Here is a 14123-nt window from a genome sequence, read left to right as displayed (position 1 = left end):
CACGGATGAGGCCGTCCCCGCCTCACGTGCGTAATCCTGGTGCTTGGTTCGACCAACGCAGTACCGGTCCGCAGTGGACCCAGTGGAGTCTCATTACGAAAAGCAGTTCAACGATAACTGGGGGTAATCGTTGACCGTCATTTCCCGCCCGGCGGAGCCCGGTCGCAAGCAGCCTGACGGGGGTGCCGACGCGGCCACAGCAGCGCGCGCCACCGCCTGGCACCGCGTCAAAGCGGCGATCCCGGGCATTCTGGCGACGGTGCTGACCCTGATCGCGGTGCTGTGCGCACTGCGAGCGCTGTCACTTCCGCTGCGCACGCGCACCGAGGGGATCGCCGAGTTCATCGAGGTCATCCTCGTCCCCGCGCCACCGAACCTCGCCTACGCGGTGTTCCTCGGCCTGCTGGCCGGCGCCCTGGCCTCCCGCAAGAAGGTCGCGTACCGCATCGCGCTCATCTACCTGGCGCTGATCGTGGTCCTCGACTACCTCGTGCTGGCCAGCCTGCTGCTCATCGGCATGACCGACAGCGAGGTCGACTGGATCTACTGGTTCATCGTCCCCAACACCGTCATCATGACGCTGCTGCTCGCCCTGCTGGTCGCGGCCCGCGACGCGTTCCGGGCGAAGGTGCAGCCGGGGTCCTTGTTCAAGGCGCTCGGCGTGCTCAGCGCCGGTCTGGGCGTGGGCGTTCTGCTCGGCTGGGGCCTGGTCGAGATGTTCCCCGGATCGATCGCCCCGGGCACCAACCGCTTCCTGTGGACGGTGGAGAAGGTGCTGGGCGGCGCCCTGCAGTTCACGGTCGGCCGCGAGGGCAACGCGCCCGGCTGGGTCAACCTCACCCTCGGCCTGTTCGGCGCCATCGCCCTGCTGCTCGCGGTGCTGGTGCTGTTCAAGTCGCAGCGCGCCAAGGCCGAACTGACCCTGCCCGACGAGGCGCGCATCCGCGCGCTTCTCGACGCGCACGGCGAGCGCGACTCCCTCGGCTACTTCGCCACCCGGCACGACAAGACGGTCCGCTTCTCCCCCAGCGGCAAGGCCGCCGTCACCTACCGCGTCGTGGCCGGGGTCAGTCTGGCCAGCGGCGACCCCATCGGCGATCCCGAAGCGTGGGGCGGGGCCGTCCGCGCGTGGCTCGACGAGGCCGAGGAGCACGCCTGGACGCCCGCTGTCATGGGCGCGGGCGAGGAGGGCGCCAAGGCCTATGCCCGCGCCGGGCTGAGCGTCCTGCAGCTCGGTGACGAGGCCATCCTCAACGTCGGCGACTTCACCCTGGAGGGCCGCGCCATGCGCGTGGTCCGCCAGGCCGCCCACCGCGTGGAGCGCGCCGGGTACACCCTGCGCGTCCGTCGGCACTCCGAGATCCCCGCCGATGAGATGGAGAAGATCATCGAGCGGGTCGACGCCTGGCGCGACACCGAGACCGAACGCGGTTTCTCGATGGCGCTGGGCCGTCTCGGCGACCCCGACGACGGGCGCTGCGTGCTGGTCGAGACGCTCGCCCCGGACGGACGTCTGGCCGCCGTGCTGTCCTTCGTCCCGTGGGGCTGCACCGGGCTGAGCCTGGACGTGATGCGCCGCGACCGCGAGGCCGACAACGGGCTCATGGAGTTCATGGTCTCCGGGCTGATGAAGCAGGCCCCGCGTCTAGGCGTGCAGCGGGTCTCGCTCAACTTCGCGGTGTTCCGCGCGGCCTTCGAGGAAGGGGCGCGTATCGGCGCCGGGCCGGTGCTGCGCGCCTGGCGCGGGCTGCTGCTCTTCTTCTCCCGCTGGTGGCAGCTGGAGGCGCTGTACCGCTCCAACGTCAAGTACCGCCCGGTGTGGAACCCGCGGTTCCTCTGCTTCGGCGAGGCGCGCGACCTGGCCAAGGTGGGCCTGGCCTCCGCCATCGCCGAGGGCTTCGTCACCGCGCCGCGGCTGCCGACCCTCTTCCGCCGGTCGGCGCAGCGGCCGTCCATCGCCGCCCCCCGTTCGGTGCCAGCGGAGCAGCGCGAGGGCGTCGCGGGCCTGGTGGCGGGCGACAAGACCGCCACGGAGTTCGACGACCGCGATCCCGTGGCCGCCGAGCGCGCCGACCTGCCCGAGCAGATGCGGGTCCGGCTGGACAAGATCGACGCCATCCGCCGCGACGGCCGCGACCCCTACCCGGTGGGCTTCGGCCGCACGCACACCTGCGCCGCGGCCCGCTCCCTCGCCGAGGGCCTGGCCCCGGACACCGACAGCGGCACGGAGGTGTCGATCACCGGCCGGGTGACGCTCATCCGCGACCACGGCGGCGTCTGCTTCGCCACGGTCTCCGACTGGAGCGGCGAGGTCCAGCTCATGCTGACCGCGACTGCCACCGGCACGGACGGCATGGAGCGCTGGCGCCACGACACCGACCTCGGCGACCACGTGGGAGTGCGGGGCACGGTGGCGACCAGCCGCCGCGGCGAGCCGTCGGTCGCCGTCACCGAATGGCGGCTCACCGCCAAGTGCCTGCGCCCCCTGCCGGACAAGCGCCGAGGCCTGGCCGACCCCGAGGCGCGGGTCCGCCAGCGCTACCTCGACCTCACCGTCAACGCCGACGCGCGCGCGACCCTGCGCGCGCGTACCGCCGCGATCTACAGCCTGCGCGAGTCGCTGGTCGGACGCGGGTTCATGGAGGTCGAGACCCCGATCCTGCAGCCGGTCCACGGCGGCGCGAACGCCCGTCCGTTCACCACCCACATCAACGCCTACGACATGGACCTCTACCTGCGCATCGCGCCGGAGCTGTTCCTCAAGCGGCTGTGCGTGGGCGGCGTGGAGAAGGTCTTCGAGCTGGGCCGGACGTTCCGCAACGAGGGCGTGTCCTTCAAGCACAACCCGGAATTCACCATGCTGGAGGCCTACCAGGCCTACGCCGACTACAACGACATGCGCCTGCTCACGCAGGACATGATCCAGAAGGCGGCGATCGCGGCCAACGGCGCGCCGGTGCTGCGCCGCCGCAACGGCGACGGGTCGATGAGCGAGGTCGACATCAGCGGCGAGTGGCCGGCGATCCCGATCAACACCGCGATCTCGGAGGCCACCGGCACCGAGGTCACCGCCGACACCCCGGTCGAGGAGCTGATCGCGCTGGCCGGGCGGCACGGCGTTCCGCTGCAGGAGGGGTGGAACCGGGGCGAGATCGTGCTGGAGATGTACGAACACCTGGTGGAGGAGAAGACGGAACGGCCCACGTTCTACATGGACTTCCCCACCGAGGTGTCCCCGCTGACCCGCCAGCACCGGGACGACCCGCGGCTGGCCGAGAAGTGGGACCTGGTGGCGTTCGGCACCGAGCTGGGCACCGCCTACTCCGAGCTGATCGACCCGGTGGAGCAGCGCAAGCGGCTGACCGCCCAGTCGCTGGCCGCCGCCGCGGGCGACCCCGAGGCGATGGAGCTGGACGAGGACTTCCTGCGGGCGCTGGAGTACGCCATGCCGCCCACGGGTGGCCTGGGCATCGGCGTCGACCGGCTGATCATGATGATCACCGGCCTGACCATCCGCGAGACCCTGCCGTTCCCGCTGGTGCGGCCCGGAGCACGGTGAGCTCCGCCGGGACGTCCGGCGGCCCGGCGGGGACGCGTTCGCCTGTCCCGGACGGCAGGGCGACGGCGCTGGTGGGCCGGGTGGCCGCTATCGCCGCCGCCGTCTGCTACAGCGTGTGGCTGGCGGAGTTCGTCCTGCCCACCGGCATCGACCCGGTGGTGAGCTTCCTCAGCGAGCTGTCCGCGGCGGACGCCCCCTTCGGTGCGCTGTTCCGCGGCGCGGACCGGGTGTCGGGGGTGCTGGCGATGGTCTGCGCCCTGGCCGGACTTTCGGGGGGAAGCCGGGGACGCTGGTCCTCGGTGCTCTGGTTCGGCGTGCTCCTCTTCGGCGCCGCGACCTTCGCCGACAGCTTTCTGACCTTGGACTGCATGGTGTCGGCTGACGCGGTGTGCGCGGCCAAGGAACGCGCCGGGGACCTGTCGGCCGCCCATACCGCCCACGCCTACTCCAGCGCGATCGCGGGCGCCGCCGCCCTCGTGGGGGCCGGGGCGCTGGCGCTGCACGAGCGGGGCAGTCGCGCCGCCGTGCTCATGTGGGCGCTCTTCGCCGTACAACTGGCGGCGATGGTCGCCGTCCTGGCCCTCCTCGCGCTCGGCAGCGGCCAACCGGTCGACGGCCTGGGCATCGCCCAGCGCGTCCAGATCGGCGCCGTGGCGGCGTGGCTGGTGGCCGTCGGCGCGCTGCCGCGCCCGTGGCGTCGTGATCCGGAGGCACTGCACAGGGCATGAACCGATAAAGCTAGTGACCAGGTCGGCACGCGAGGTTTCCCGTCACGCGCTTGAGGACACTCACCGTAGTGTCGAAATCCCCCTGTGGGATCGGAGAAGCGTGTTGTCGCGTCCTATCGCCGTGCTGATCGCCGCGGGCGTCGCAGCCCTCTCCTTGTCGGTCGCCGTCCCTGCTTCCGCCCAACAGTTCATCTCCGCCGCCGAGTGCCTCGCCGGCGGCGGAGTGGTCCTTCCCGACCTGGCAGGCAGTCCCACGGGCTACGAATGCTCCGGTGGCGAGTTCGACGGCTTCTGGGTCCACTTCTTCGGGTGATCACACTGCCCACGTCCGTCCCCGGCGGAGGACTCCGCCGGGGGCTTCGCGTCCACGGAAGCGGACCTTCCGGCCTCCTGGCAGGGATCGCCACGGAGTGCTGCGCCGGACCTGTGAGCGGGACCAGACAGACCGAGCGTCGGGCAGGCGCGGGTCATACGTGATTCGTCGTGTCCTCTTACCGTTGTCTCACTCAGATGCGGAAGCATAGAGGCATGACGCCCTCCAGCACCGTGCTCATCGCCGATGACGACCGCGCCATTCGCGAGTCCCTGGAACGTGCCCTGGAACTCGAGGGGTACCAGGTGCGGACGGCGAGCGACGGGGTGGAGGCCCTCGCGTCCGTCCATGCCGAGCCGGTGGATCTGCTCGTGCTGGACGTGATGATGCCGGGGGTCGACGGGCTGGGGGTCTGCCGGGTGCTGCGGGCCGAGGGCGACCGCACGCCCATTCTGATGCTCACCGCGCGGGTCGAGACGCCCGACCGGGTGGCGGGGTTGGACGCCGGGGCCGACGACTACCTGCCCAAGCCGTTCGATCTCGACGAGCTGCTGGCCCGGCTGCGCGCACTGCTGCGCCGCGTCACTCCCGCGTCCGACAGCGAAGGGCCCGAGCCGCCCCTTCAGGTGGGGGACCTGCGGCTGGACCCCGGCGCCCGGCGGGTCTGGCGCGGCGGCCGGGAGGTGGAGCTGTCCAAGACCGAGTTCGACCTGCTGGAGCTGCTGGCCCGCAACGCGGGCATCGTGCTCGACCACTCGACGATCTACGACCGCATCTGGGGCTACGACTTCGGGCCGGAGTCGAAGAACCTCGCGGTCTACATCAGCTACCTGCGCCGCAAGCTGGAACCTGAGGGCGCTCCCCAGCTGATCCAGACCGTGCGCGGCGTCGGGTACACCCTGCGTCCGCGGACACCGTGATGGTGATGGACACCGAGAGACACCCGACAGCGGAAACCGCCGCCGACAAGCGCGATGGGGGCCGGTGGAGGCTCCCCTGGCGTCTTCCTCCCCTGACCGAGTGGCGGCTGGGCACCCGGTTCGCCGTGTCGTTCGCGCTGGTCGCCGCGGTCGTCATCGCGCTCATCGGGTCGCTGGCCTACAGCACGGCGGCGGCCATGATCCGCGCCGACGCCCAGGACGAGTTCCAGGCCACCGTCGAAAGCCTCACCGAGGACCTGCGGAGTCCGTCGGTGGGACCGCTTCCCGACCGGGGCGGCTCGCTGAACTTCCTGCACTCCGACTCCTTCACCTTCCAGGTGGTCACGCCCGGCGGCGCCATCTACGGGCCGGTGCGGAACCGCGACGAGGTCGAGGTCCTGCCCGTCCGGGCCTCCGACCGGGAGGTGGCCGTGATGGAGGAGCCCGGCGTGGCGCGGACGCGCCAGGACGCCAACAACGGCGAGGAGTACCGGATCGCCACGGTCTCGCTCGGGGGCGGGAACGGCGCGATCCAGATCGGCCAGCGGCTCTCCCCCACCGAGCGGCTGCTGGGGACCCTGGCCGCGCAGATCGCCGGGGTCGGCCTCATCGTGCTCATCGGCGCCGGGCTGGCCGGGTGGTACGTGGCCGAGCGCGTCACCGGGCGCCTGGTGCGGCTGACCGAAGCGGCCGAGTACATCAGCTCCACCGGCCGCCTCGACCTGGACGCGCGGGATGGGGAGGCCACCGGCAAGGACGAGGTCGGGCGGCTCAGCCGGGCGTTCGACGGGATGGTCTCGCGCCTCGCCGGAGCCAAGGAGGAGCAGCACCGCCTGGTGCAGAACGCCTCGCACGAGCTGCGCACCCCTCTGACCAGCCTGCGCACCAACGTGGCCGTCATGCGGCGCTTCGACCGCCTCTCCCCCGACGCTCAGCAGCGGCTGATCGACGACCTCCAGGGCGAGACGCGCGAGCTCACCGACCTGGTGAACGAGCTGGTCGAGCTGGCCACGGACACACGGGAGGACGAACGACCGCGCGAGGTGGAGCTGCGCGAGATCGCCGAGAACGTGGCCGCGCGGTCCCAGCGCCGCACGGGTCGGGAGATCGTCGTGGACTCCGACGACACCGTGGTCTCGGGCCGCCCCCACGCGTTGGAGCGCGCCCTGTCCAACCCGGTGGAGAACGCCGCCAAGTTCGACACCGACAGCACCGGGCCGATCGAGATCGTGATCCGGGACGGCCGGGTCGAAGTCCGCGACCGGGGTCCGGGGATCGATCCGGAGGAGCTGGGCCATATCTTCGAACGCTTCTACCGCGCAACCTCGGCACGAGGGATGTCCGGATCCGGCCTCGGCCTGTCCATGACCCAGGACATCGCCACCGCGCACGGAGGCCAGGTCATCGCCTATAACCGGGAGGGCGGCGGTGCTGTGATCGGTTTCACCATTCCGCCATTGCGGCCTACGGAGGGGCCGAGTGCGTAAGCGACGGCCCCGGCCCGTGCTCGCGACCGGGTAGTCTCGATCTGCCCCGTATCGTCGCTCTCCTCCGCCTCCGGCCGGGTCCGGGCAGGTGCGCGGCGGATGGTCGCCGACCATACCAGGGGCCGAAGGGAACAGGCCGTCAGGGGCAAGTAGTGCCTGCACCCCTTCGCGGAGGTGTCTCCGGTCCATGGCCTCCCCCACCCCCTGCTTTCTACAGTGGCCGAATCCCGGTGCTGGGGAGAACCGGATCGCCAGAGTGCGCCGTTAAGGCAGATGGGAACTGGGCACAGGCGTGGCAGCTCATGCCGACGCGGGCCGGTCGTGAGGGGAAGGGGCAGGTCCGTACATGACGTGGGCAGTGATCATCGCCGTCGTGGGAGCGCTGGCTGTCGCGGCGGGTGCGGCACTGCAGGAACGGGCCGCGGTGAGCGCTCCCTTCGGCATCAGCCAGGTCCACCTGGTCCGCCATCTCATGCGCAGCCGCCGCTGGCTCCTCGGCCTGGTTCTTACCGGTGTCGGCATTGGCGGCCACATGCTGGCCCTGGTCCACGCCCCGCTCATTCTCATCCAGCCGATCCAGACCACCGGCCTGCTGTTCGCCGTCGTACTCGCGGCCTTCTTCGGCAAGCGGCGGCTGTCCGTGGCCCAGGTCCTCGGCTGCCTTGCCGTGACCGCCGGACTGATCGCGCTGCTCACCGCACTCCCCATGCACGCAGGGGACCCCGTCCTCACCGGCCGCGAGACCGTGCTGATGCCGCTGGTGTGCGTCGGCGCGATGCTGATGTGCGTACTCGTGGCCCGCTTTGGCGGCGCCAGCACGCGGGCCTGGGCGTTCGCCCTGGCCGGGGGCGTCGGGTTCGCCGTCACCTCCGCGCTCGCGCGCTTCGTCGGCGTTGGCATGCTCGACGACCCGGCCTCGGCATTGCGCCCGCTGACCGTCCTCGCCCTGGTCATCGGACTGAGCGGCGGCATGATCGTGCAGAACTCCTACCGCACCGGCCACTTCACGCTCGCCTACGCCACCCTGATGATCAGCGACCCGATGTCCGCCGCCATCCTCGGCGTGGTCTTCTTCGGCGAGCGGCTGCCCGACGACCCCCTGGCCGCGACCGTCGCGGTGGCCGGGGCCCTGGTCTGCGCGGTCGGCGTCATCACGCTCGCCCGCGCCACCCACGCCCGGGGCCGCGCGACCGGAGCGGCGGCCGTGAACACCGGCCCTCCCACCGCCGAGGTCCGGGCGGAGGCCGCGGCCACGCCGCCACCGATCCTCGGATCGGAGCCGCCGATGGCGGACGAGGACGCCGAGGAACCCGTCTCGCGGTAGCCGCCGGTCCCTGTTCGTTGATCTCGGAGATATCGGGGTCTCACGGGCGATTTTTGCCCCACTATCTCCGAGATCAACGAAAGGGAGCGGGACGAAAACCTAGCGGCGTGCCCGCGTTCGGGAACCGCCGCGCGCGGCCTCGGCGTAGATCGCCTCGAACCGGTCCAGCGACCGCTGGTGGTCGTGGCGGGCCGCCATCTCCCGGCTCGCGTGCCCCATGCGGACGCGCTCATCGTCGGAGGCCAGGATCTCACTCAGATACTTGGCCAGGTCGGAGCTGCTCCCCGGCTCGTAGAGATAACCGTTGTGGCCGATGTCGACCAGCTGCGGCAGGGCCATGGCGTCGGCGGCGACGACCGGCAGCCCGCTCGACATCGCCTCCAGCGTCGCGATGCTCTGCAGCTCCGCCACGCTCGCGATGGCGAAGACGTCCGCGGCGCGGTAGGCCAGCGGCAGGTCCGCGTCATCGACGAAGCCGAGGAAGTGCACCCGGTCGGCGACGCCCTCGGTCTCGGCGAGCTTCTCCAGCCGCGGTCGCTGCGCCCCGGTGCCCACCAGGACCAGTTGTGCGCCCTCGACGGTGACCTGCGGGAGCGCGCTGATGAGGTCCTCGATGTGCTTCTCCTCGTCCAGCCGCCCGACGAACAGGTAGGTGGGCTGGTCGGGGACGCCCAGGTGGGCGCGGAGGTCGCGCTTGGACGTCCAGCGGCGCCGGTCCCGCGATCCGCTCGGCTTGTCCCCGAACGGGTGGAAGCGCGACAGGTCGATGCCGCAGGAGACCGCCTCGACGGGGCGCCGGTAGCCCTGGTCGAGCAGGAGCTGGGCGGCGGTCCGGGTCGGCGTGGTGACGTGCTCGACGTCGGCCAGCACACGCGCGAAGTCGCGCCAGGCGAAGGTGCCGATCGCGTTGCGCAGGGCGGGCGGGATGTACATGTAGTTGAACAGGTTCTCCGGCATGAAGTGGTTAGTGGCCACGACCGGGATGCCGTGCCGACGCCCGGCGCTGATCAGCAGGCGGCCCAGAATGAAGTGGTTCTGGATGTGGATGACATCGGGCCGCAGCCGCTGGAGCAGCCGGTCGATATGGCCCGGGACGCCGAGCGGAAGCGAGAGCCGGACGGACTCGTGCACCAGCGACGACATGGAGCGCAGCCGGTGCTCCACCACGCCGTCCCGCTCGGTCACCCGCGGCGGGCCGTCCGGCGACGGGCACAGGACGTGCACGTTGACACCGCGTTCGGCCAGGCCGTGGGCGAGCCGAGCGGTGAAGAAGGCGGCGCCGTTGACGTCGGGCGGGTATGTGTCGGTCCCGATCAGAACGCGCAGACGTGCGGAGCCGGTTCCGGTGCGCTGCCGGGGAACGCTCCCTGTCCTTGCGCGGTGTCCGGGAGAGGAGTCGGTGACGGCCATGATCGGATCTCCTGGTGTGTGCACGTGGGGGATTGGGCGCGCGCCACGATTCTGATCGTCTCCGGTGGCCCGCTGTCATCCGTGCGATGACGCGGAGAAGTCGGCTCAGTACCACCTGGTTCCGCGAACGATACGCGAGCATGGGCCACTCTATGGACTGCCCGATCGGTGTGTTGCGGGTGGAGATCCCGGTGGCGGGTCGGCACAGGGTGTTGAAGGTCGCGCCGCGCGGCGCGACCGACCTCGATGCGAACCCCGTGACCTGGGCGAATGGGGCGTCAATGCGCGCATGCGCGGGCGGCCGCCCGCGCATGAGGAAGGAACGCGCAGGCGGCCGCCGCGACCGCAATCGGCCACCGCCCGGCGGGAGTGGCCGGAGGGGCACCGGGCGGCCGCAGGAGCGGTGCTTCCGCCCTACCTAACGTGCCTCGGCGCGGTCCGGTTCACCGATCCGCCACGCTGGCGGGGTCGTCAGGACGCGGGCACCTCCCACGCGCACAAAAGATCAGCCTCCGGCGCATGTCCCCCACGGCATGCACCGGAGGCCGCTTGGCGGCCCGCAGGCCTAGCTACCGGTTCCGTTCGTGCTCTGGGCCGACAGGGTCAGCTCCACGTCGGCGGCCTTCCCGTCGCGCTCGTAGCCGATCTTGACCTTGTCGCCGGGCTGCAGGGAGCGGATCGCGGCGATCAGCGCATCGGGGCTGTCGACCTGCTTGTCGTTCACCGACGTGATGATGTCGCCCCGCTTCAGGCCGGCGTCGGCGGCGGCGCCGTTCTCGGCGGTCTCGACGATGGCCGCGCCCCTGCCGTCGCGGGTGCGGGTGATCGTGGCGTCGATGGCGGCGTAGCTGGCGTTTCCCTGCTTGATCAGCTGCTCGGCGATGGGCTTGGCCTGGTTGATCGGGATGGCGAACCCGAGGCCGACCGAACCCGCCTCACCGGACTGGTTGGTGCTCGCGATGGCCGTGTTGATCCCGATGACCTCGCCGTTCATGTTCATCAGCGGCCCACCGGAGTTCCCCGGGTTGATCGGGGCGTCGGTCTGGATCGCGTTGATGACGGTGGAGGTCTGGGGCTGCGCTTGGTCGCGGTTCGGTTCACCGAACCCGAACGGGGACAGCGGGTCCTGCGGCTCCTGCTGGTCCGGCCCGACGCGGCCGGTGTTCACCGGCCGGTCGAGCGCGCTGACCACGCCGGAGGTCACCGTTCCGGACAGCCCCAGCGGGGAGCCGATGGCGACGACGTCCGCGCCCACCTCGACCTTGCTGGAGTCGCCGAGGGTCGCCGGGGTGAGACCGGACTTGCCCTTGGCCTTGATGACCGCGAGGTCGGACACCGAGTCGGTGCCGAGGATCTTCGCCTCGGCCTCGCTGCCGTCGTTGAACTGCACCAGGACCGTGTCGCCGCGGGCCTCGGCCACCACGTGGTTGTTGGTCAGGATCTCCCCGTCGGAGCTGATGACCACGCCGCTGCCACCGAAGTTTCCGGCCTGAATGGACACCACGCTCGGCAGCACCTTCTCCGCGACCTTGCTGACGCTGCCAGTGGACACCGAGCTCGCCTGCCCGCTGGTCAGCGAGCTCGTGGCCGGGCCGTCGCCGCGGTCCAGGAAGTAGGTGGTGGCGACCGCGGCGGCGGGACCCACGATCAGGCTGGTCACCACCGCGGTCGCGGCGACCGCTCCGAGCAGCTTCTTCTTCCCCCACGGCCGCTCCTGCTTCTGCGGACCGGGTTCGGGGGAAGGCATCCCGAACGCGGCCTCGGGCGGGGCACCGTGGCCGGCGCCGCCGTACCCGCCGGGGGCGGGGTGCGGCCCGCTGGGTCCGCCCGGACCACCGGGACCGCCAGGACCGCCCGGACCACCGGGAACGGCGCCGAACGTCTGCGTCGTCGAGGCCCCGGGCATCCACGCCGCCGACGGCGGCGTCTGCGGGTTGTGCTGTCCTGCCGGACCGTGTGCGCCCGGCGCGGACTCCGGCTGCTGCGGGGGTCGCTGGCCGAAGTGCCAGAAGGTTCCGGTGCCCGTGGCGTACCCCTCCTCGGGCACGCCCTGCGTGCGCGGCGGGTGGTTGGGCACGGCCGACCGCCAGGAGTCGGCGGCGGTGTCGGTGGTGGCGTCTGCGCTCCGGGGCTCCCCGTCGGCGGCCTCGACGGCACTCGCCGCACTGGGGGCGTCGTCGGCGCGCGGCGCGTCCTGCGCGCTCGGGTCGTTCTCGGCACTGGGCGCCGGTGTCGTCTCGGTGCCGTCGGCGCTTTCGTCGCGGACATCGCGGTGGTCACGGTCGTCGCGGCCCTCGCCGGTCGGGACACCGCCGTGGGGGTCGTTTGCGCTCATGTGGTCCTCCGGACGAGTGGCTCGGGAGCGGGGGCTGCCGCCCCGCTCAGCTCCATCACTCTCAAGGATCGACTCCGGAGGTTAGAACCGGGTGAGACCGTGGCTAGGTGGGGTTTCGAGTGCGCGGTCCGGTGCCGATCGCGCTCCCCGCGCACCGCCCGGAGCCCATCAGTAGCCTTCCCAGCCCCGCTCGTGGTACCCGATGATGTACGGGTGGAGCAGGCTGGAGGCCTTCGCGCCGTCCGGGCGGCGGTCCTTGGGGAAGACCTGGGCGGCGTCCAGCACCGCGTCGTCCAGGAAGCGCAGGTCGGGATGGTCCTCGGAGAGCTCCAGATCGGGCGCCGCACCGTCGGCGGCGAGGTAGAAGCCCCAGTTCCCGAAGCTCGGCACGTCCACGTTGTAGGGCGTGGTGGCCAGTCCGGCCTCGTTGAGGGCCGATCCCACGCTCCAGTAGGCGTCGGCGGCGAAGAAGGGGGATCCGGCCTGCACGCTGGCCAGCGCGCCGTCGGCCATCGCGTGCCGCATGAGCGTGTAGAACTCCACGGTGTACAGCTTGGAGGTGGCGACGTCCTCGCCGTCGGGCATGTCGACGATGACGGCGTCGTACTCGTGCCCGTTGTCGCGCAGCCAGTTGAAGGCGTCCTCGTGCACCACCTCGACGCGGGGGTCGGCGAACGCGTCGTCGTTGAGGTCGCGGATGGTGGGGTCGTTGCGGGCCAGGTCCACGACGGCCGGGTCCAGGTCGACCAGGGTGACGTGGCGGACGTCGTCGTAGCGCAGGACCTCGCGCAGCGCCAGGCCGTCTCCGCCGCCCAGCAGCAGCACGTCGCCGCGCTCGCCGGTCATCGCGGGGTGGACCAGCGACTCGTGGTACCGGTACTCGTCGAGCGAGGAGAACTGCAGGTCACCGTTGAGGAAGAGACGGGTGTCCGTGCCGTCGAACGCCTCGGTGACGACGATCTCCTGGTAATCGGTGCGCTCGGCGTGGACGATCGGGTCGCGGTAGAGCGCCCCGCGCGCGCTCATCTCGAAGCGGTCCGAGCCGACGAACGCCACCGCCAGTACCGCCACGACCAGAGCCAGCCCGACGGCCAGGAGCAGCCGCCCGCCGCGGGTCAGCTCCGAGCGGAACAGCCACAGCACGACGGCGACGCCCACGACGGCGTTGAGCGCGCCGACCGTCAGCGCGCCCTTGGGCAGGCCGAGGAGCGGCAGCAGGAGGAACGGGAAGGCGAGCCCGCCGATCAGCCCACCCACGTAGTCGGCGGCGAAGAGGTCGGCGACCGCCGTCGCGGCGTCCTCCTCGCGGATCTTCTGGATCAGCGTCATCAGCAGCGGGATCTCCGCGCCGATGAGCGCGCCGATGACGAACGCGATGAGGATCAGTGCGGGTCCGTACAGGCTGAACCAGGCGAAGGACGCGTAGAGCAGCAGCACCGACAGGCCGCCGATCAGGGACAGCAGCCCTTCGATCATCGCGAACGAGAGCGCTGAGCGGGCCTGCAGCCGCTTGGAGGCCAGGGAGCCGACACCCATCGCGAACACCATCACCGAGAGCACGATCGAGGCCTGGGTGATGGTGTTGCCGAGCAGGTAGCTGCCGAGGGCGACCAGTGCCAGCTCGTAGACGAGCCCGCAGGCGGCGCAGACGAACACCGCGAACAGCACCAGGAACCGCGCCAGGCGGGGCGGCACCGGGAGTTTGGCGCGCGCTGGGCCCGCTGCGGGACCGTCGGCGGCCTCGGGTACCTCGGCCGCTTCGGGCACCGCGCCCGCCCCGTCACCGGGTGCCGCGTCGGTGGCGACGGATCCGGCCTTCGGCTCACCGGGACCGGGCTGCGGGGACCGAGCGTCGTCGCGGGCGTCCGACCCGCTCACGGCGCTGTCCGATGGGGAAGAGTCATCGACGTGAAGTTCCTCTTTCCTGGTTTTCGGGGTGCTGCGGAGAGCGCACGCGGCCCCGGACCGTGGTTCGGCCCGGGGCGTTGGTTCGCGCGCACGGCTGTCGGGTGGGGCGAGCGAGCGGGCTCGCCAGGTAAGGCACGCC

Annotated in this window: 9 protein-coding genes; 6 read left to right on the top strand and 3 right to left on the bottom strand. The window is 71.4% G+C overall.

Annotation, left to right across the window (positions count from 1 at the left end):
* The first annotated feature begins 130 nt into the window (after positions 1-130).
* From lysX to CDO52_RS06000, 6 genes are all read left to right on the top strand, one after another.
* Positions 131-3559, top strand: coding sequence for a bifunctional lysylphosphatidylglycerol synthetase/lysine--tRNA ligase LysX (lysX, locus tag CDO52_RS06025; protein ID WP_017621397.1), 3429 nt, complete (start codon positions 131-133; stop codon positions 3557-3559).
* On the top strand, positions 3556-4287 hold the full coding sequence (locus CDO52_RS06020) for a DUF998 domain-containing protein (protein ID WP_094932248.1): 732 nt from the start codon (positions 3556-3558) through the stop codon (positions 4285-4287). Before lysX ends, CDO52_RS06020 begins: the two co-directional genes overlap by 4 nt.
* 100 nt (positions 4288-4387) lie before the next feature.
* Entirely contained in the window at positions 4388-4600 is a 213-nt protein-coding gene (locus tag CDO52_RS06015) for a hypothetical protein (protein ID WP_152471872.1), read from the top strand.
* A gap of 215 nt (positions 4601-4815) precedes the next feature.
* On the top strand, positions 4816-5520 hold the full coding sequence (locus tag CDO52_RS06010; protein ID WP_017621394.1) for a response regulator transcription factor: 705 nt from the start codon (positions 4816-4818) through the stop codon (positions 5518-5520).
* The gene (locus CDO52_RS06005) at positions 5520-7007 is read left to right on the top strand and encodes a sensor histidine kinase (RefSeq protein WP_017621393.1); all 1488 of its coding nucleotides are present in this window, start codon (positions 5520-5522) and stop codon (positions 7005-7007) included. The genes CDO52_RS06010 and CDO52_RS06005 overlap by 1 nt, the downstream gene beginning before the upstream one ends.
* Before the next feature lie 346 nt (positions 7008-7353).
* Positions 7354-8331: a DMT family transporter gene (locus CDO52_RS06000; protein ID WP_033302139.1), complete on the top strand. Its 978-nt coding sequence runs from the start codon at positions 7354-7356 to the stop codon at positions 8329-8331.
* Between the two features lie 99 nt (positions 8332-8430).
* Here the strand turns inward: CDO52_RS06000 and CDO52_RS05995 are convergent, their stop codons facing one another.
* The 3 genes from CDO52_RS05995 to CDO52_RS05985 all read right to left on the bottom strand — a co-directional run bounded on the left by CDO52_RS05995 (position 8431) and on the right by CDO52_RS05985 (position 13771).
* Complete coding sequence (locus CDO52_RS05995) at positions 8431-9741, bottom strand: glycosyltransferase (protein WP_094932247.1); 1311 nt, start codon at positions 9739-9741, stop codon at positions 8431-8433.
* Between the two features lie 565 nt (positions 9742-10306).
* The gene (locus CDO52_RS05990) at positions 10307-12076 is read right to left on the bottom strand and encodes a S1C family serine protease (protein WP_094932246.1); all 1770 of its coding nucleotides are present in this window, start codon (positions 12074-12076) and stop codon (positions 10307-10309) included.
* 168 nt (positions 12077-12244) lie between these two features.
* Positions 12245-13771: a polyamine aminopropyltransferase gene (locus CDO52_RS05985; RefSeq protein ID WP_152471870.1), complete on the bottom strand. Its 1527-nt coding sequence runs from the start codon at positions 13769-13771 to the stop codon at positions 12245-12247.
* Between the last annotated feature and the right edge of the window lie 352 nt (positions 13772-14123).

The organism is Nocardiopsis gilva YIM 90087 (assembly GCF_002263495.1).
GTDB lineage: Bacteria > Actinomycetota > Actinomycetes > Streptosporangiales > Streptosporangiaceae > Nocardiopsis_C > Nocardiopsis_C gilva.
Note: the sequence above shows the minus strand (reverse complement) of the source record. Positions and strands in the feature narration are given on the sequence as shown.